At 65.5% G+C, this 17,449-nt stretch carries 18 protein-coding genes and 3 tRNA genes; 12 read left to right on the top strand and 9 right to left on the bottom strand.

The features are described 5' to 3' along the window. The first annotated feature begins 104 nt into the window (after positions 1-104). Complete coding sequence (locus ACFWMR_RS03895; protein ID WP_378376760.1) at positions 105-2,780, top strand: serine/threonine-protein kinase; 2,676 nt, start codon at positions 105-107, stop codon at positions 2,778-2,780. Between the two features lie 67 nt (positions 2,781-2,847). Here the strand turns inward: ACFWMR_RS03895 and ACFWMR_RS03890 are convergent, their stop codons facing one another. The 6 genes from ACFWMR_RS03890 to ACFWMR_RS03865 form a co-directional block, all read right to left on the bottom strand. Then, complete coding sequence (locus ACFWMR_RS03890) at positions 2,848-3,432, bottom strand: PaaI family thioesterase (protein WP_378376758.1); 585 nt, start codon at positions 3,430-3,432, stop codon at positions 2,848-2,850. 9 nt (positions 3,433-3,441) lie between these two features. Beyond that, positions 3,442-4,857, bottom strand: a complete 1,416-nt coding sequence (locus tag ACFWMR_RS03885; protein WP_378277828.1) for an MFS transporter — start codon at positions 4,855-4,857, stop codon at positions 3,442-3,444. Positions 4,858-5,071: 214 nt separating this feature from the next. After that, the gene (locus ACFWMR_RS03880) at positions 5,072-5,542 is read right to left on the bottom strand and encodes a hypothetical protein (protein ID WP_378376756.1); all 471 of its coding nucleotides are present in this window, start codon (positions 5,540-5,542) and stop codon (positions 5,072-5,074) included. A gap of 4 nt (positions 5,543-5,546) precedes the next feature. Further along, positions 5,547-6,104: a SigE family RNA polymerase sigma factor gene (locus ACFWMR_RS03875; protein ID WP_093936854.1), complete on the bottom strand. Its 558-nt coding sequence runs from the start codon at positions 6,102-6,104 to the stop codon at positions 5,547-5,549. Further along, the gene (locus ACFWMR_RS03870; protein WP_378376754.1) at positions 6,105-6,461 is read right to left on the bottom strand and encodes a hypothetical protein; all 357 of its coding nucleotides are present in this window, start codon (positions 6,459-6,461) and stop codon (positions 6,105-6,107) included. It abuts the gene before it with no gap. A 299-nt stretch (positions 6,462-6,760) separates the two neighbouring features. After that, complete coding sequence (locus ACFWMR_RS03865) at positions 6,761-8,002, bottom strand: L,D-transpeptidase (protein WP_378376859.1); 1,242 nt, start codon at positions 8,000-8,002, stop codon at positions 6,761-6,763. 421 nt (positions 8,003-8,423) lie between these two features. On the opposite strand from ACFWMR_RS03865, the gene ACFWMR_RS03860 reads away from it, so the two are divergent. Continuing rightward, positions 8,424-8,627 (top strand): cold-shock protein, encoded by a 204-nt coding sequence (locus ACFWMR_RS03860; RefSeq protein ID WP_003097368.1) that lies wholly within the window; start codon positions 8,424-8,426, stop codon positions 8,625-8,627. A 116-nt stretch (positions 8,628-8,743) separates the two neighbouring features. Here the strand turns inward: ACFWMR_RS03860 and ACFWMR_RS03855 are convergent, their stop codons facing one another. Further along, on the bottom strand, positions 8,744-9,166 hold the full coding sequence (locus ACFWMR_RS03855; RefSeq protein WP_093936857.1) for a hypothetical protein: 423 nt from the start codon (positions 9,164-9,166) through the stop codon (positions 8,744-8,746). Positions 9,167-9,761: 595 nt separating this feature from the next. On the opposite strand from ACFWMR_RS03855, the gene ACFWMR_RS03850 reads away from it, so the two are divergent. The 9 genes from ACFWMR_RS03850 to ACFWMR_RS03810 all read left to right on the top strand — a co-directional run bounded on the left by ACFWMR_RS03850 (position 9,762) and on the right by ACFWMR_RS03810 (position 15,157). Beyond that, a complete protein-coding gene (locus ACFWMR_RS03850; RefSeq protein ID WP_020633070.1) occupies positions 9,762-10,019 on the top strand; it encodes a hypothetical protein in 258 nt (85 codons plus the stop codon). A gap of 126 nt (positions 10,020-10,145) precedes the next feature. Beyond that, positions 10,146-10,925 carry an SCO6745 family protein gene (locus tag ACFWMR_RS03845; RefSeq protein WP_378376752.1) on the top strand — a complete coding sequence of 260 codons (780 nt, stop codon included), beginning with the start codon at positions 10,146-10,148 and terminating at the stop codon, positions 10,923-10,925. A gap of 145 nt (positions 10,926-11,070) precedes the next feature. Next, positions 11,071-11,143: transfer RNA gene (locus tag ACFWMR_RS03840), tRNA-Glu, on the top strand. Positions 11,144-11,171: 28 nt separating this feature from the next. Further along, positions 11,172-11,245 (top strand) — tRNA-Asp (locus ACFWMR_RS03835). A gap of 31 nt (positions 11,246-11,276) precedes the next feature. Beyond that, a tRNA-Phe gene (locus ACFWMR_RS03830) sits at positions 11,277-11,350 on the top strand. Positions 11,351-11,503: 153 nt separating this feature from the next. Beyond that, positions 11,504-11,944 carry a hypothetical protein gene (locus tag ACFWMR_RS03825; protein WP_378376750.1) on the top strand — a complete coding sequence of 147 codons (441 nt, stop codon included), beginning with the start codon at positions 11,504-11,506 and terminating at the stop codon, positions 11,942-11,944. Positions 11,945-12,394: 450 nt separating this feature from the next. Beyond that, positions 12,395-12,970: a hypothetical protein gene (locus ACFWMR_RS03820; RefSeq protein ID WP_378376748.1), complete on the top strand. Its 576-nt coding sequence runs from the start codon at positions 12,395-12,397 to the stop codon at positions 12,968-12,970. Next, the gene (locus ACFWMR_RS03815) at positions 12,967-14,409 is read left to right on the top strand and encodes a hypothetical protein (RefSeq protein ID WP_378376746.1); all 1,443 of its coding nucleotides are present in this window, start codon (positions 12,967-12,969) and stop codon (positions 14,407-14,409) included. The genes ACFWMR_RS03820 and ACFWMR_RS03815 overlap by 4 nt, the downstream gene beginning before the upstream one ends. Before the next feature lie 187 nt (positions 14,410-14,596). Further along, positions 14,597-15,157 (top strand): HD domain-containing protein, encoded by a 561-nt coding sequence (locus tag ACFWMR_RS03810; protein WP_378376744.1) that lies wholly within the window; start codon positions 14,597-14,599, stop codon positions 15,155-15,157. Here ACFWMR_RS03810 and ACFWMR_RS03805 read toward each other — a convergent pair. Both ACFWMR_RS03805 and ACFWMR_RS03800 read right to left on the bottom strand, forming a co-directional pair. Then, on the bottom strand, positions 15,148-15,618 hold the full coding sequence (locus ACFWMR_RS03805) for an NUDIX hydrolase (RefSeq protein WP_378376743.1): 471 nt from the start codon (positions 15,616-15,618) through the stop codon (positions 15,148-15,150). The two genes, ACFWMR_RS03810 and ACFWMR_RS03805, sit on opposite strands and share 10 nt — an antisense overlap. Before the next feature lie 10 nt (positions 15,619-15,628). After that, positions 15,629-16,513 carry an XRE family transcriptional regulator gene (locus ACFWMR_RS03800; protein WP_378376741.1) on the bottom strand — a complete coding sequence of 295 codons (885 nt, stop codon included), beginning with the start codon at positions 16,511-16,513 and terminating at the stop codon, positions 15,629-15,631. 161 nt (positions 16,514-16,674) lie between these two features. On the opposite strand from ACFWMR_RS03800, the gene ACFWMR_RS03795 reads away from it, so the two are divergent. Continuing rightward, complete coding sequence (locus ACFWMR_RS03795) at positions 16,675-17,133, top strand: hypothetical protein (protein ID WP_125790294.1); 459 nt, start codon at positions 16,675-16,677, stop codon at positions 17,131-17,133. Positions 17,134-17,449 lie beyond the last annotated feature (316 nt).

Below are 17,449 nucleotides of genomic sequence, written 5' to 3'. Positions count from 1 at the left end.
GGTTCTCTCCCGAACCGTAGCGGGTTCGACCCGGCGCGGGCACGACCTGCCTGCTCACGTCTAGGATCAGGTCCCAAGCCGTCGCGGGGATTCGGGAGGTACCAGTGTCGGAAGAGCCTCGCCGTCCTCGGCACGCAGCGCCGGATGACGCCACACCCGAGCGCGAGGCGGAGTCCGCCTCTTGGACGCCGCCGGCGCCGGTCCGCTGGGAAACGCCCGAACCGTCCATTTCCGGCAGGCTCGACTTCTCTGAGCCGCCGAAGGCGAAGCCCCAGCCCCCACCGGAGACGGACGCCGAGCGCACGATCTTCCACGCGCCCGTCCAGCGACCGCAGACGCCGCCGCGCGGCCAGCAGCGGCCGATCCCCGGCGCCGAGGACCCGACGCGTCCCCCGGGCGAGATGGCACCCGTGAGTCCGCAGACCCAGATCGTCCGCCCCGCCTGGCAGGCCCCGGTCGACGCGCCCCAGCCGACCAGCGTGCTCTCCTCGCCGACGCCGGAGACGCAGAGCATCATGCCGCCGTCGCCGCGCGTCGACCACGGCCCCGGCACACTTCCCGACCCCGGCACCGAAAGCGTCCTCCCCGAACGTTCGAGTGAAAGCCGGGGCACGGGTACCGGCACCGGGACCGGATCGGGCAGCCGGGGCACCGGCACCGGAACGGGTTCGTTCCCCGGCACCGCCCGCCGGACGTCGTCGCGCACCTCTCGTCGCGGCCGCCTCGGCGCCGGGCTCGTCGACGTCCCGCAGGTGCCCTACCGCGACCCGGCGTCCGCCGTCCTCGACAACCCGATGGTGTCGGAGGAGAAACGCTTCTGCGGTAATTGCAGCGCCAAGGTCGGCCGCGGCAAGGACGGCGAACCCGGCTCGCCGGAAGGCAACTGCGAGAAGTGCGGGAACCCGTTCTCCTTCGTGCCGAAGCTGCGGCCGAACGAGATCGTCGGCGGCCAGTACGAGGTGCTCGGCGCCCTCGCCTACGGCGGGCTCGGCTGGATCTACCTCGCGCAGGACCACAACGTCAGCGACCGCTGGGTGGTGCTCAAGGGCCTGATCGACACCGGTGACGCCACCGCGATGGCGGCCGCCGCCAACGAGCAGCGGTTCCTCGCCGAGGTCGAACACCCCAACATCGTCAAGATCCACAACTTCGTGCAGCATCCGGACGGCGACACCGGCAACTCCGTCGGCTACATCGTCATGGAGTACGTCGGTGGCCAGTCGCTGCGCCAGCTCGCGCTCGCGCACCACCGCGAGACGAAGCGCCCGGAGCCGCTGCCGATCGGCCAGGTGATCGCCTACGGGCTCGAGATCCTGCCCGCCATGGGCTACCTGCACAGCCAGAACCTGCTGTACTGCGACCTCAAGCCCGACAACGTCATCCAGACGCACGAACAGCTCAAGCTGATCGACCTCGGCGCGGTCCGCCGGACGGACGACTACGAGAGCCCGCTGTTCTTCACCACCGGCTACAGCGCGCCCGAACTGGCGACCCATGGCGCTTCGGTGGCCTCGGACCTGTACACGGTCGGCCGCACGCTCGCCGTCCTCAGCTTCGAGTTTTCGGGCTACACCAGCAAGTACAAGACGACCCTGCCGGGACCGGACGTCGTCCCGCTGTTCGCGCTCTTCGGTTCGTACTACCGCTTCCTGAAGCGCGCGACGCACACCGACCCGGATCGCCGGTTCATCGCCGCCGAGGAGATGGGCGACCAGCTGACCGGTGTGCTCCGCGAGATCATGGCGCTGGGCACCGGGAAACCGCGCCCGGGCGCTTCGACCGTCTTCGGCCCGGAGACCCGCACGTTCGGCGTCGAACTGGTCGTCCCGGAGCACGGCGGGAGCGTCCCGCTGCCGGATCCGGGCGAGGTGGTCTCGGGGCTGCCGATCCCGCAGGTCGACACGGACGACCCGGCGGCGGGCGTGCTCGCGTCGACGGTCGCGCTCGACCCCAAGGGCGCGATCGAGTCGCTGGCCGGCGCGCCGCGCGAGTCGATCGAGGTCCGGTTGCGCATCGTCCGCGCCAGGATCGAACTCGGTGAGCTGGTCGAGGCTCAGCGGCAGCTCCAGGCCGCGCAGTACCTCGCGATCAAGGCGGGCTTCCCGCACGACTGGCGGATCGACTGGTACCGCGGCCTGATCGAGCTCGCGGGCGGCCGGTCCCGCGTCGCGCACGTCGCTTTCGAAGCGGTGTACGACGACCTCCCCGGCGAGATCGCGCCGAAGCTGGCATTGGCCGTCAGCGCGGAGGGCGTCGGGGACTACTTCGGCGCCGCGCGCTACTACGAGCTGGTGTGGCGAACGGACCGGTCGTACGTCAGCGCCGCCTTCGGACTCGCTCGCGTGTACCTCGCGCAGGGCGCCAGGGCCAGCGCGATCGAGGTGCTGGAGGCCGTCCCGGCGTCCTCCTCCCACTACGTCGCCGCGCAGGTGGCCGCGATCAAGATCAAGACCAGGATCAACGGCGGCGGCAAGGACCCGGTGATGGTGTCCGAACGGGATCTCGTCGACGCTTCGTCGAGGCTCGAGCGCCTGCAACTCGACGCCGAACGCCGCACGCGTTTGTCGGCGGAGGTCCTCGAAGCCGCGCACGGCTGGCTCAACGCGCAGAACCGGCCGACGCCGGGCGCGAAGGTGCTGGGCTGCGACCTGGAGGAACGGGATCTGCGGTTCGGGCTGGAGCGGTGCTACCGGACGTTGGCCCGGCTGGCCGGATCGGTCGATCAGCGCGTCGAACTGGTCGACAAGGCCAACGCGATCCGGCCGAGGACCCTGACCTAGAACGCATTTCGTCCTCTGAATGCGGTGGTTCGTACGTCGAACTACCGCATTCAGAGGACGAAATGCATCATGGGTTGATGTCCCACTCGCGGTCGCGCTTGGCCTTTTCGTGCGCGGCGGCGAGCTTTTGCAGCGCCTCGGGATCCCCGTGGGTGCTGAAGTGCTCGAACTCGACTCGCACGAACAAAGCCCGCGCCCGCACCGCGACCGGGCCGTCCTCGGCGTCAAGCCGGCCGTCTGCGCTCACGTAGATCTTCCGGCCGGCGACGCCGTCCAGTTTCGTGGCGATATACAGGGTCGAACCGACCGGCACGGGCCGGAGGAAGTCCGTCTCCAGTTTCCCGGTGACAGCGGGGCGACGCAGCAGGTTGCCCACCGTCGCACCGAGCGCTTCGTCGAAGGCGCAGGCCAGCAGGCCGCCATGGGCGAGGCCGGGCGCACCCTGGTGGGCGGAGGTGACGGTGAACTTGGAGTACACCGTCGTCCCTTCGCCCACCGTCGAATGCAGGTGGAGCCCGGCCTCGATCTCGTCGCCGCACCCGAAGCATTCACCGAAGTGGATGCCGAGATGGCTGCCCGGCTGCGGGGCTTTCGGGTGGACGGTCGCCGGTTCGACTTCGACCGGCGGCCACGGCTGCGAGATACGGCTCATGGACAGACGTTAACTCGCGGGTAGCTCCGAGGCGCCGCCGGGAGTGGCCGTTTCCGGCTTCCGGCGCCGCGCGATCCGCGAGTTCACGATGCCGCGCAGCGAAACCCCGGCCGTCTCCGGCAGCAGCAGGATCGGGATGGCCGCGATCGCCGCCGCGCCCATCAGGTAGTACGCGGGCCACAGGTTGTCGCCGGTGTTCTTCACCAGGCTGCCGATGATGTACGACGCCGTCCCGCCGAAGAGCGCGGTGGAAACGCTGTACCCGATGGAGAAACCGCCGTAGCGCTCCTGCGTCGGGAACATCGCCGGCAGCGTCGCCGCGAGCACGGCGAGGATCAGCACCAGCGGCACCGCGATCATCACGAGGCCGAGCATGAGCTGCCAGGCGTTCCGGTCGTCGGCCGCCGCGCCCATCAACGAGAACGCCGGGATCGGCAACACCAGGAAGCTCGCGCAACTCGCGATCAGGATGGGTTTTCGCCCGATCTTGTCGGACAGGATGCCGACCGGCACGATCAAGATCAGCATCAGCGCGATGGTCGCCAGGATGATCAGCAACGGTGTGTGGCCGTTGAAGCCGACCACGTCCTTGAGATAGGTCTCCAGGTACGTGATCACGATGTAGTCGGCGACGTTCAGCATCACGACGATGCCGATCAGGTGCAGGATCGACGTCCAGTGCTTCTTGAGCAGCGCCTTCAGCGGCGACTTCTCGACCTGATCCTTCTTCTCGATCTCCTGGAACAGCGGAGTGTCCTCCAGCTTGTTCCGCAGGTAGAGACCGACGATGCCGAGCGGGCCCGCGATCAGGAACGGCAGTCGCCAGCCCCATTCGCGCATGGCGTCGTCGCCGAGGACCACGGTGAAGATCGTGACGAAGCCGGCGCCCATCGCGAACCCGACGAGCGTGCCGAACTCCAGCCAGCTGCCCCAGAAACCCCGGCGCCGGGCGGGCGCGTACTCGGCGATGAACGTCGCCGCGCCGCCGTACTCACCGCCCGCCGAGAAGCCCTGGATGGTCCGCAAGAGGATCAAGAGGACCGCCGCGGCCGGACCGATCGTCGCGTAGGACGGCAGCAGGCCGATGATGAACGTCGACCCGGACATCAGGATGATCGTCAGCGCGAGAACCTTCTGGCGCCCGATCTTGTCCCCCAGCGGACCGAACACGAAGCTGCCGAACGGCCGCACGACGAAGGTGATCGCCAGCACCGCGAAGGTCGCCAGAGCGCCCTCGGAAGTGCTGGAAGCGTTGAAGAAGACCTGCCCCAGAATGGCCGGCATGAAGCCGAAAACACCGAAGTCGTACCACTCGATGCAGTTACCCATCGCCGCTCCGGCGACGGCCTTTCTGATCTGCTCAGGTGGGGCCTCCGCGGGTTCCCCTTTTTCCTGATGTGACGCGCTCAGCGCCTCTTCGGCCATGGGTTTGACCTCCCGACCCACCCGTTTACTTACCCATCGACGAGGGTTTGTTCCCTCGACCGTAGGTGTTCAAACGTCCGGGCTCAGCGCTTTGGATCGATCGCGCGAGGGTCGTTCCCCCAAAAAGGTGACGAACCACCAGGTGAAGCCGTTGTAGGAGAATTTCTGATTACTTTGGGTGACACCTCGGGATTCGGACGTTCCGGGCACCCGGTCATCGCGTCGAGCTCGCCGGCGGTGGTGGCTCGCTCGGCTCCTTCGTCGGGGTGGGCCCGCTGCGAGGAGGGATCGCCGTCGTCGTGCGCCCTGGCTGAGGGGTCCTGGGCGTCGTACGTGTCTGACCCGGTTTCGACGACGTCTCGGGAACGGCGGGTGGCGGATCGTGAGGTGCCACCTCCGGACTCGGGGGCGGCTCGGCGGGAACGGGCGTGACCGGCGACGGAGACACGGTGGACAGTCCCGGCCCGGCGGGCTGCACCGGCGCGGTTCCTTCGCCGCCGTGACCGCCGACGGCGATCGCGCCGAGCACGATCACCGCGACCGTCGCCAGCGAACTCCCCGCCACCGCGAGTCGCTTGCGTCGTCGCCGGATCCGGCCACCGCGCTCGATGATGTCCGCCGCCCGGATGCCCAGCGGGGGACCGCTCGCACCGTGCGAAAGCACGCCTTTGATGTCCTCGTCCATCTCCTCACCTCCCATCGTCGTGCGCTCCGCTCAAGGCCAGTTCACTGAAATGCGGCCCGAGCCGCTTGCGCAGGGTCGCCAGACCCCGGGCGCCCTGACTCTTCACGTTCCCGGTGCTGCAACCCAGCGCCGCGGCGGTCTCCTCGACGCTGAGATCTTCGAAGTAGCGCAGCACCAAGACGGCCCGCTGCTTCGGGGCGATGCCGGACAGGGCGTGCCTGACCAGCATCTCCTGTTCCGTGCCGCCCGTTTCGCTCGGCGTTTCGGGAAGGGCGTCGGTGAGCTTCTCCCGTTTGCGCCAGACCCGCCGATGCTCGGAGAGGAACGTCCGCAGCACGATCTTGCGCGCGTAGCCGTCGAGCGCGTCGTGCCGGGAGAGCCTCGGCCAAGCCAGGTAGAGCTTCAGCAGCGCGGCCTGGGTGATGTCCTCGGCCTGGTGCCAGTCCCCGCACAGGAGGTACGCGGTGGCACGAAGGCTGTGCGCGCGCTCGTCGAAGTACCGGGCGAACTCGCCGTCCCACGGCGAGCCCGTCCCGGTCTTCGACGAGCGGCTCGACGACACCTAGTTGCCGGCTCCTTCGACGATGGCGGGGAGGTTCAGGTCCCCGGTCGGCCCGGCCGGGACGGCCTTGGGCACGCGGTGCTCACCCGGGGCGGCGACCTCCGGGGTCTTCCGCGCGGGCCGCGGGTCGCGCGGCGGCGCGGTGGTGGCGCGGGTCGGCTGCTCGGCGGGCTTCGTGGTGGTGGGAGCCGGCTGCGGCGGCTGGGGCGCCTGAGTGGCCGTCGGGGACGGGGCGCTCTGGTCGGCCGACGCCAGCGACGTGGTCGCGAAGGCGGCGCCGCCCGCCAGCAGCAGCGCGCCGAGGGAAAGAGCGATACGAGTACGCAAGAGTGTCTCCTCGATCCGGGCGCCGCTCATTGGCCGCGGCGCCTCACGTCGTTAGACATGCGCCCCGCCAGACTTGGGGTTGCATCGGATTTTTGAAGTCTCACAACGCGGTCTCCCTAAGGGCGCTCCGCGCCCGACGGAGACTTCACCCCGGGCGCCCTCTTTCGGGCCGGAGGCCCACTGGAACCTTTTGCGGGGCGCGCCCTGGGGGACACTTGAGTTCGATCGCGGTGTCGCGTCCCGCGGAAGGTTCCAGTCAGCGCACGGCAACAAGCACGAACGGCCGGAGACCGCAGGGGTCTCCGGCCGCCCGGTTCCATGGAAGTACTTCAGCTCGCGAGAGCGGAAAGCTTGGACCACTCGGCCCAGTCGTAGGTCCAGTCGCTGTAGTCGCGCGCCCGGTTGATCTTCTGGGTGCTGCCTTCGATCTCGACGGGGTCCCCGACCAAGGCGCCGTCCATGTACGCCTTGGCGTTCGCCGGCGCCAGGTTCACGCAGCCGTGCGAGATGTTCTTCTTGCCCTGCGCCCAGATCGACGGCCCGTATCCGTGGATGAACTCGCCGTTGGTGGAGAACCGCACCGCGGACGGCACGACGATGTTCTCGTAGTTGTAGCGCTCGTTGGTCATCGAGTACGTGTCGTGCTTCGACATCACGACGTGCGTGCCGCTCGGCGTGACGCGGCCCGGGTCGGCGTCGAGGCCGTAGCTGGCCGGGTAGTCCGCGATCTGCTGACCGTCACGGATCACCAGGAGCCGGTGGGTCTGGGTGTTGCCCTTGACGACCTGCGAGCGGCCGATGGTGAAGCTCGCCGAGCGGTCTTCCTTGCCGTACACGCCGTCGCCGATCTTGACGCCGTAGATCTTGGCGTTGAACTTCACCGTGGTGCCGGGCTGCCAGTAGGCCTTGGGCCGCCAGTGCACCGAGGTGTCGTCGTGGACCCAGGCCCACGATCCCTCGGTCTTCGGCGTGGTCTCGACCGACAGCGCCTTCTCGACCGAGGCCTTGTCCGTGACCTTGCTCGGGAACGTCAGCGTGATCGGCATGGCGACGCCGTACGTCTGCCCGTCGAAGACGTTGATGTTCGCACCCACCTGCTTGCGCGGTTTGACCGTGGTGAAGGCCCCGCCGATCTCGACCGGCTTGCCGTCGGTGCCGGTGGCCTTGCCGGACCACGTGTAGCCCTTGCCGTAGCCGAGCTGTTCGGTGGTGGACCAGCTCTTCTTGTCTTCGGACGGCTGGCCCGCGACCTGCTTGCCGTCCGGGTTGGTCAGCACGACCTGGTCGAGCGTGCCGTCGGCGACGGTGACCTTGATCGGCTGGCCCGGCGCGACGTCCTGCGCGCCCGCGGCGGGCTCGTAGGTCAGTTTGGCCGGCGACGCCCCTTTGTCGCCGGTCTCGCCGCTCATCTGGCCGCCGCTGTCCGGCCCGCTGGCCGACACGGTCGGCTCGCTGCTGCACGCCCCCAGCGTCAGAACGGCGACCAGCCCCAGTGCCGCGAACGCCGCCCGGCGGCGCGCGGTTTCAGTGAACCTCAAAGCTTCCCCTTTGCTCCCCTGTACACCGACCATGACGTCCGGACAGCCCTGTTCGTTGATCCGATCCGTAGTGATGCGAGTCACAATCGGGTGGATCCTAGTTCACGATCGGGGCATGACCGACTTCGGTCCGTGTCCGGCGAAGATCTGAGGTCGGCGTGCGGCGACAGGGTAGCGAGAGGGTCCGACAGAAGTCGGGCCGGTATACGACGTTCCGGTGACCTTGGTACTCGGGGGTGCCCAGAGTCCGATCACGGGCTTCAAATATGGCCAGATCCCGGTACGCTGCCATCAGGCCGTCGTTTTGCGTGTTCGTGGCTTCACACTCGCGGAACTTCTGACGCGAGCCATGAGCCGGTGACGCGCTCTTCGCTCGACTCGTTGGAACCGCCCGGGACGGTCTGGGTGTCGCTTCGGAGGCACTCGAAGCGGATGTGCAACGAGGAGTAAAGCGGTGGCGCAAGGCACTGTGAAGTGGTTCAACGCGGAGAAGGGCTTCGGCTTCATCGCGCAGGATGGCGGCGAGGGCGACGTCTTCGTTCACTACTCGGAGATCGAGGGCCGCGGTTTCCGCACTCTCGAGGAGAACCAGCGAGTGGAGTTCGAGGTCGGTCAGGGCCAGAAGGGCCCGCAGGCCCAAAAGGTCCGCGCGATCTGAGTCCGCCCTTCGGCGTTGCTCAGACTGAACAGAAAAGCCCCCGGCGATCTCGCCGGGGGCTTTTCTATGGTCTTCAAAACTTCTTCGATTGTGCTGTTCCGTTCCGGGGGCGACGGTCAGCGGGGAACGGGCTGCTGCTCCCACGCGTCGGCGTCGAAGTGGAATTCGTCGGTGTGGGCCTCTTCGTGGCGGCGCTGCTGGGCCGAGTTGGCCTGCGATTCCCACGAGAGGCGCTCGAGGATCCATTCCTGCGCCAGCGCCTGCGGCGACAGGTTGCGCTCGGCGGCGGCGTCCTTGAGTTGTTCGCAGGCGATGAGGTTCATCCGCAGCTGGAACACCTGCGCTTCGCCGAAGCGCTTGCCGGTGCCGGTGCTCTCCGGGTCGTTGTCCGGGGCGAGGGCGCGAAGGTAGCTGGTGAGCTCCGTGTCTTCGACGACCGCTTCGGCCTCCTTGGTGGGGGAGTTGCGGTGACGACCCGGGTTGACCGGCTTCATGTTCGTGCGGCTGCCGCTACGACGGCTCAGGGAAGGAAGGGGCACCGGGCCACGATAACGGTTCGGTCTCGGCAAACCAACCACAGTGAGCCACGACACACCGACTTTTCTGTCCCATTCGGCCCAACCCCGACAGGAAACCGATTTCCCGTGATCACAACCCGCAATCAGAACCGCCAATGAGAATCATTCACGGAGCGTGAGATTGATGCCCGATGGCCCCGGGTCCGGGGCTGTCAACCGCCGCCGCACGGACCCTGGGGGGTCCGGGGGGCTGGGCCCCCGGGGTGGCACTACGACTTCCGGCGCGGTCGCGAAGCGACAAGCGGCGGAACGTAGACGACCCCCGCGCCAGGGGGAGGAACGCGGGGGTCGGAGGGGATCTCCACAGGCGCTGACCGGGGGTGTGTCAGCAAATCGATTGTTGCACGGTTTCCTGAGAAGGGCGAGTGGGCGCGGGCAGAATTCCGGTCGGCGCGCCACCCGTGGTTCGCCTGTGGTTCATGTGGCGACGGTGTGCGCGTGATTGCTCTGCGTTGTGCGGAGCGTGTCGACAGGTTCACTCTCCGGGGGGCTGTGTGTCGCGGCCGGCTCTGGCTAGCCTCGCGGCCAAGCTGTTCGTTGGCCGTCTGGAGGAACCATGGGTGGGTCTGTGGAAGTGCGACAGTTCCTCCTTCGGTACGAAGGTGCCGATGGGGGAAGCTCGACGACGTTGGCTGGTGGTCTGCCGGCGCAGCGCACGGGTCAGGGGGATGCCCAGCGGGTGTCCGACGACCAGGTGCGGCGTGCCCGGCTGGCGGTGGCCAACGGGGCGCTGGGCGTCGATGACTGTGTCCAGTTGCTGGACATGCTGGGGTTGACGCTGGATGAGGACGGGCAGGCGCCCGTCCAGCGCTGAAGTCGTCTCACGAAGCCCGGTCGTGCGGTGTTCGCCGCTCGGCCGGGCTTTCGTTTGTCCTTGACGAGGGAACCGCCAGTTATGTAACACTGTTTTTATTCAACTGGCGGGAAGGTGGCGGGCGGTATGGGTGACGAAGCGGCGATCGTGGCGGCGCGGGAGATCCGGGGCGCGGTGCAGGTGCTGGGCGGGAAGTTCATGACCTCCCCGGAGCTCGCCGAGGTCGAGGCCGAGGTGGGTCTGTCGCCCCGGGCGCTGTACCTGCGCGGGCGTTCGGCGGTGCTGGGCGACCCGCCGCCGAAGGTGGTCGCGAAGCTGTTCGGGATCTTCCCGTCGTGGCTCTTCGAGTTCGCTTTGCCACCCGCGATGGCGGCTCTGGACGCGGCCTCCGCGGTCCGTGCCTACTCGCGGTCATCGGCGAAGTGGGCCCACATCAGTCTTTCGGGGGCCGCCGATCCCGGTCGTCTGGCCGATCTGCTCTTCCGGCTCGTCGACGCCGCGGACGCGAGCGGTCTCGCGTTGTTCGCCGGATGGCAACTCGCCGAACGCCCGGAAGACGACATCGAGCGCCTGGCGTTCGCGCTCATGGTCTTCCGCGAGTTTCGCGGCGGCGTTCACTTCGCGGCCCTTCGCGCGGCCGGCCTGACGGTCCCCGAGGCCGTCGTCGCGGATCCGGAAGGCGGCCGCGGGCGTCTCCTGCGCACCGCGTGGTCCGAGGAGGCGGCCGACGAACTGATCGCCGCGGCGGAGGCGAAGGGTGATCTGCGCAAGCGGTGGCGGCACGCCGAGGACCTGACCGACCGGCGCGTGGCCGAACTCCTCGCCGTCACTCTTACGGACGACGAGCGGGACGAGCTTCGGGGGCGTCTCGGCGCCCTGCGGGACGCGTCGGCCCTGATATCCTGAGCTCGCCGCGTTCTCGCAGGTCCCAGCCCTGTGAACAGTTAAGGGACCCCCTGTGCGGGAGCGAAAACAGGGGTGTCCTATAGTTATGTTCGCTCCCGGGGACACCGGAGAGCGCGGGTCGGTCGGTTCGCCGAAACCGAACCGGGCTCCCATCGTCCAGCGGCCTAGGACTCCGCCCTTTCAAGGCGGCAACGCGGGTTCGAATCCCGTTGGGAGTACGCAGTACAGTTACAAAGCAGTATGCAAGGCCCTGTGGCGCAGTTGGTTAGCGCGTCGCCCTGTCACGGCGAAGGTCGCGGGTTCGAGTCCCGTCAGGGTCGCAAGATCGTTCGGCTCCTTGCCGGCGTTCCCGGCCAGGTAGCTCAGTTGGTACGAGCGTCCGCCTGAAAAGCGGAAGGTCGCCGGTTCGACCCCGGCCCTGGCCACCGCTCTCAGAACCGCCTTGATCCAGGTCAAGGCGGTTTTTTCATGCCTGGGGTCGATCTTGAGTCTGTCCACTGTTGACCTTGGTTGACCGCTGCTAGCCTCCGCTAGTTGCACGCGGATTGCACGCCTCGCACTGACCCCAGGACGTTCTCATGCCGATCTGGCTACAGGTTCTAACCAGCCTCATCGCTGCGCTGATCGGCGGGGTGGTGTCGCCTCAAGTCACTCAAGCGAAAGATCGCCGCGCTGCGCGGGCGGCCGTTCGTGAGAAGGTCGCGGAGGTCGATGCCCTTGGCTGGCGTGACGAGCCATATCCGGATTTTCGCCGAGCTGTGGCGGCGCTTGAGGCGGCGGCCATCCTTGCAGGCGTGCCACGTTCGAAGGTGCTGCGGTTTACTCAGGCTGTCGTAGAAGCGCGAAACAGCAGCGAGACCTATGACGAGGGGCCAGACGGCGAGCCGATAACCGTTCGTGGCACCGCAGAAGAAGAAGTGATGCGCGGGGCAATCGAAGACCTGAGTCGGAGCCTGTGGCACCCCTGGCTTGAGAAGCTGAGGTCGATGGCGTCTCGACTTGCGTGGTGGCGTCGCTGAACTGTGCGCCCGCCGACTCGGCTAGTTCAACACTGCGTGCCTGTTCGCCCCGTTTCCCTCGCCCCTGCCATCTCTAGCGCCGGGTCGGTCGCGTCAAGGCACGCTTTCCCGCCTTGATGCGGGCGGGCCGGTGTTAGACGCTGAGCAGCGAGGGACCTCCAAGTGACCACTGCGCGTCGGCCGGGTGGGTCGGGTGATCTCGCCGTGGCTCCTGGATCTCCGTCGTCGTTGGCGGCGCGCTGCGGATGCTGCCCTGCGGCGGGCTCGCCCGGCGGCGCCTGCCGGAGCGGAGCGGGAGGCCGGCGTCGCCTCCTGGGCGTAGCCCGCCGGACGGGTGGTGACCCGCGCGCCGCCAACGGCGGCGCCTTGATCCCATAGAGCCAAGTTCGGCAGCCAACGATCAGGTTACGTCTCTCCGAAAGAGGGATGTAGTGCGTATACGCTCCGTAAGTGGTTGCTGAAGGGGAGCATGTAAAGGGCGAACAGGGAGTACTGTTCGTCAAGCATTGGCTGGAAAGCACTACCTATGTGCAAATTAGTTTCAGTGTCTACGATGACCCTGCGCAGACCACGGTTGAGCGACTAGATCGAAAACACAAAAGGTTCGACCTGGTAGGCTCGTTTCTTGGCGACCATCGACGGCCGTTGTATGTCGAAGTAAAAAACTACGATCACGTGGGTAGTCAGCCAGCGGAGTTCAAAGAGTTTTTGGCAAACGCATATAGTGTTACGGCTCTTGGCGTCAAATCAAATGTGGACAAGAAGCTTGAGTTCATGTGGGTCACAACCCACCCCTTCGATCAAACAAAATGGTCGAAGCTTACGACTGAACTTGAAATACGGGCCGCGCTGAATGTTCATAAGGATGCGCTCGCGGGCGAAGAAATTGACGACAGTATAGTTCGCTTAGTTGCGGACCGGCTATGGCTCGTGATGTTAAACCGACGCCAGAGCGTGTTTCTGCTGTCTCCCGAAGAGCTATATAAGGTACACGGAGTTCTCAGGCGGAAAGGATCCTTCGGATGACGGCCCCTGATATTCGGCGCGAGATCGAGTCGGCGCTATCGCACAAGAATAGCGCCGACATCGTCGAGGGCGTTAAATCTGCCGTGATTCGAGAATTCAAAAGTATCGACCCTTCTGCAGAGGTGGCATCTACAGAGTACTTTAATCATAGTTACGTTCCTGATTTAGTTGTTCAGTGGCGCGAGAATGGGAAAAATCTCGAAAGGAATGTATATCTTCGATATACATTGCGATCGGCGGCATTGGGTGGCGACGTTGCATCCTTGGGCTCTCTGGGGCCGATTGTTCTGGCCCTGCGTGACGAAGATGAAGGATCGATCGGCCGTGATCGGGTACTGAGTGAAATTGACGATGAGTCCAGAATTTTGGTCACCAATGTCCCTGCGCTCGACACGGTTTCAGCCCTTGACGCCGCTGCTGCTCGACCGCCTTTGGTCGAGTTACTAAAAGGTAGCATTGTCAAGGGTGGACGCGGGTTGATCGATCACTCGACGATGCAAGATTTAACTAGCGGAGCCGAATCATTCGCGACCTCGGGGGAGGATTCAGCGGATTCTGAAGCGCAGTTTCGTCAATTGATCGAGCAGTCCTTTCTTCCGGACGCCGCTCTTCGCCTCAGCCGCGCTGCACTTATACTGCAGGCAGGGGCGTCCGACGATCCCGAGTCGCTGCTATTTGATGACGATGGTAGAGAGTTGATTGGCGGGAAGCTCTCGCGGTCTGAGATCCGAGTTCTGCTTCCTTATCTACTTTCCCGTACCGGCAGTCCAGCATCTTCCCGCTTCTGGTCATATATTGGGTCAATAGTCCCGCTGGCTGACCTTGAGGAAATTTACTTAGATCTAGAAGGCTTAGATCTATCTCCGCTTGTTATACCGAATCTGCAGACTTGGGTGGCGGCAAAAGCGGACGCTGTCCAAGTTTCCGATGAAGAAGATTTGGAACCGGGCTCGGAATCCGAATCTTCTGCGAGTGCGGTGACGCAGCCGGCGTGGAGGATTCACGCCAAGATGCTGTGCGTCGATCTGGACTCGTGGCGAATACATGTGGAAGCACGTGGCCGAAAGATCCGCGGGCGATCAGATTCTGCTAGCGCGCTTTGGGATGACCTGTCAGGTCAATTGGCCGGGTTTGGTTTGGCGCACGTTAGTCTTCGTGGAGCATCTCGCGCCGTCGATGTCAGCGCAGAAAGCGATTCAGATGTTCGATCTGACATAGAAAAGATCTCAGAAACTCTTGAAGACAGATTCTATGTTCCTCGCGTCGGAGTAATGGAATATGATCGCGGTGACGGTCGCGTGATTGACATCGACTTTCAAAAAATGGTTGCTTTTGGGCAGAAAAAGAGCACGTTGGGATCGTTGGCCAGAGCTGCAGCTAGAATATTGACGTACAGAAACCCTATCGACCCAGAATTAATCGCAAGGTACTTGGGTTGAGGTGGACCCAGTAGTCGCCACGGTGCAGTAGCGCTCGTGGTGGTCGCCCACGACATGGAATACCTGGTTTATCAGACGTCGAGTCGCTTCGGTGGGGTACCAAGAAGCTTAGTCCTCTCGGCTAGTGGAGCGGTTTCACGCTGGTGCGGTTGAGGATGCTCCTGGCGGCAGTCGATACCGTGAATGCGTGGAGTTGACGGCGTGGGCCGCTGAGTTGGCGGCGAAATGGCTCGGTGGACATATGGCGCGTCGGTGGGGGCATGTTCAGGGGGTTCGTGAGCGGTTACGGGTGCTCGGTCCACTCTTCTCGGTGAAGGACGCGGACTTGCTCACGGCTGCAGGTCTCGTACACGACATTGGGTATGCGGAGGACCTGGCGGTCACAGGACTGCATGCGCTGGACGGCGCGCGGTACCTCCGAGAGGTCGAGGCTCCGGAGCGGTTGTGTGCGCTGGTGGCGCATCATTCAGCGGCGTATCTGGAGGCAGAACTACGAGGCCAGGCCGACGAGTTGGCCTACTGGACCGACGAGCGGACGCCGCTGAGGGACGCCCTGTGGTGGGCAGACATGACCACCTCGCCAGATGGGGAAGTCGTGACCTTCGACCAGCGCGCGGCTGAGATCCAGCATCGGTACGGGCCTGACGACGTCGTGTCGACGTTCATCCAGTTAGCGCGGCCGGAGTTGGCGGGTGCCGTCGAGCGGACGGAAGCTCGGATGCGGGCGGCAGGCATCGATTACGTGTAGAACGGCTGGTCAGAACCCTCGAAGCCGCGGGCGATCCTGAGCCGGATGGCGGGGTGGATGTTGAGGTCGTCCAGCTTGGCTGGTTCGACCCACAGAACCTCTTTGCTCTCGCTGCTCGTGCGCAGGTCACCGGACAGAGGGCGGGCGCGGAAGCAGAGCGAGAACTCCTGACGGACCTCGCCGTCGTCGTACTCGATGACGTAGTCAGGGTCGGAGAAGATCCCGATGAAGCCGGTGACCTCGACGGTCAGACCTGTCTCTTCCTCGACCTCGCGGACCACGGCCTGTGCCACTGATTCGCCGAACTCCTGTCCGCCGCCGGGGATGGCGTAGCGGTCGTTGTCGGTGCGCCGGATCATCAGCAGCCGGCCAGCCTCGTCCAGGATGAATGCGCTGACGGCGACCCGCAGTGAGTTCGCCTCCGGCGCGTTCGGTTCGTGGTAGTGGTCTCGGCGTGCCATAGCTCCTTGCCTACCAGGTCAGCGGCTTGGCGGCAGCCCAGACAGTCTCGAAGCTCTCCATGTATGTCTCGAACATGTCGCCCTTCGGCGTCTGGCGGAGGTGTAGCGCGGGGGCGTGTGCTCCTGGAAGGCCGTACACGTGGGTGTTGATGACCATCTCGTCGTCGAACCGGAACACCGAGTTGTACAGCGTGGTGGTGTGCAGCCGCGCCTCTACGCCGGGTACGCCATCGAGCGGGCGCAGAAACGCCAGCGCGTTGCGGATGCGAGCGGAAACGGTGCGTGCGTCGAGCCGTTCCTCTTCGCTGCGCTTGGTGGCCTCGTCCGCGTCGGGATCGCCGAACAGAAGCCGAATTTTGGCCCCATCGCTGGCTTTCTGCTTGATGTGCTTTGCAAACGTCGGTCGTTCAACGAGGAACAGGGCGGCCAGGCAAAGAATGTCGATGCGTTCCCCGCTGTCGTCCAGCAGCCGAGTCCACAGGTCGGCAGGGATCGCGCTCCGGTGCGAGAAGACTTCAACGACTTCCGGGTTGCCGCGTGGTTCCATCGCGGAGCTTGGCGGATTAGTGGCCTGGCTCGTCGGCGACGCAGTTGGTTCGGGGACGAACTCGATTCCACCGTCGTGAAACTCGAAGAGTTGTTCGGCCTGCCATCCGGGAAGCATTGCTTCGAGGATTCGGCAGTGGTCGGCGTAGGGCAGGCCGACGAGTTCGCCGGATAGCCATCGATAGAACTGGGCTTTGCTGGGAAAGCTGCCCCTGAGGCTCTTGTCGACCTTTTCGGCCACCTTGTCGTACTCGCGGCAGAACGCGCGGTAGCTCTGCAAGTGTCGTCCTCTGAGCAGGACTTTGAGGACGATCGGCCGGGTTTCCTGAGCTGTGGTGTCGGGGCTCATGAGACCAAGCTAGCACGGGAGACGAGACAAGACGAGACAAGGTGAGTGCGAGACGCTGTGAGGCGAGACCGAGACGGTGTCGTGACGGGACACTCATTTGGCCGATTGTTGTAGGTGCGCCGGTAAAGGCGTATCCGACAAGCGGGAAGGTTCACTACGACATGGCGATCGAAAAGGGCATTCGATTCAGCGTTGACCACGATGACGCGTTTCCGCAGGGTCTTGTGATGGTGGGCGAAGTGTCGCCGGACAACGAATACCAGTCGCGTGAGGAGAGGGCGCAGGGGCGGCCGACGAGGCAGAGGGTGGACGAGGTGACGGGGAAGCGGCAGTGGAAGTTCATGGCGACCGACCCAGGTGAGACGAAGGCGAAGCGGGCTTCGTTCGAGATCACGCTGCTGGCCGATGTGCAGCCGGTGCCGACGACGGCTGAGGTGATGCCGGGGATGCGGCCGGTGGAGCTGGACGGGTTGACCGCTGAACCCAAGGTGGCCGGGCAGGGTGAGTACAAGTACCTGTCCTACGTGTTCCGCGCTACCGGATTCAAGGCGGCGGGAAGTGGCGCGGGCGGGAAGGCGTCACGGTCGACGGCGGGTGAGTCCTCGGCCAAGGCCGCGTGACGGCACTGACTTCTAGAGGGAAGTGGTGTCGTGACGTCGAAAAAGCAGGTGTCCGCGTGGGAGTCGGCGTATCGCGTTTATCGGGACGCGGCGGACGTGGATGCACGGTCGCGGGGCGCGAATCCGGATGTTGCGCGAGAGATGGCGGCGGCGTCGCGGTTGGTCGCTCAGGCATGGCGAGCGCTGGGCAGTGATCCCGACCTGCCGTGGTGGGTGGTCGCCGCCGTGGGGTCGGCCGCGCAAGCCTTCGAGGAGCAGGCGCGGGAGTGGGAACGCAAGGCGGGAGGTGACGAGTATGCGGGAGGGGTTCGGCCCA

It is taken from the genome of Amycolatopsis thailandensis (genome assembly GCF_042723255.1).
GTDB classification, from domain to species: Bacteria; Actinomycetota; Actinomycetes; order Mycobacteriales; family Pseudonocardiaceae; genus Amycolatopsis; species Amycolatopsis thailandensis.
This window is presented reverse-complemented; position numbering and strand designations above follow the sequence as displayed.

Coding starts and splice junctions, on each gene's coding strand:
- ACFWMR_RS03890 (WP_378376758.1), bottom strand. CDS start 3,432: ATGAGCCGTATCTCGCAGCCGTGGCCGCCGGTCGAAGTCGAACCGGCG.
- ACFWMR_RS03885 (WP_378277828.1), bottom strand. CDS start 4,857: ATGGCCGAAGAGGCGCTGAGCGCGTCACATCAGGAAAAAGGGGAACCC.
- ACFWMR_RS03880 (WP_378376756.1), bottom strand. CDS start 5,542: ATGGACGAGGACATCAAAGGCGTGCTTTCGCACGGTGCGAGCGGTCCC.
- ACFWMR_RS03870 (WP_378376754.1), bottom strand. CDS start 6,461: ATGAGCGGCGCCCGGATCGAGGAGACACTCTTGCGTACTCGTATCGCT.
- ACFWMR_RS03865 (WP_378376859.1), bottom strand. CDS start 8,002: ATGGTCGGTGTACAGGGGAGCAAAGGGGAAGCTTTGAGGTTCACTGAA.
- ACFWMR_RS03850 (WP_020633070.1), top strand. CDS start 9,762: ATGGGTGGGTCTGTGGAAGTGCGACAGTTCCTCCTTCGGTACGAAGGT.
- ACFWMR_RS03845 (WP_378376752.1), top strand. CDS start 10,146: ATGGGTGACGAAGCGGCGATCGTGGCGGCGCGGGAGATCCGGGGCGCG.
- ACFWMR_RS03825 (WP_378376750.1), top strand. CDS start 11,504: ATGCCGATCTGGCTACAGGTTCTAACCAGCCTCATCGCTGCGCTGATC.
- ACFWMR_RS03815 (WP_378376746.1), top strand. CDS start 12,967: ATGACGGCCCCTGATATTCGGCGCGAGATCGAGTCGGCGCTATCGCAC.
- ACFWMR_RS03805 (WP_378376743.1), bottom strand. CDS start 15,618: ATGGCACGCCGAGACCACTACCACGAACCGAACGCGCCGGAGGCGAAC.
- ACFWMR_RS03800 (WP_378376741.1), bottom strand. CDS start 16,513: ATGAGCCCCGACACCACAGCTCAGGAAACCCGGCCGATCGTCCTCAAA.
- ACFWMR_RS03795 (WP_125790294.1), top strand. CDS start 16,675: ATGGCGATCGAAAAGGGCATTCGATTCAGCGTTGACCACGATGACGCG.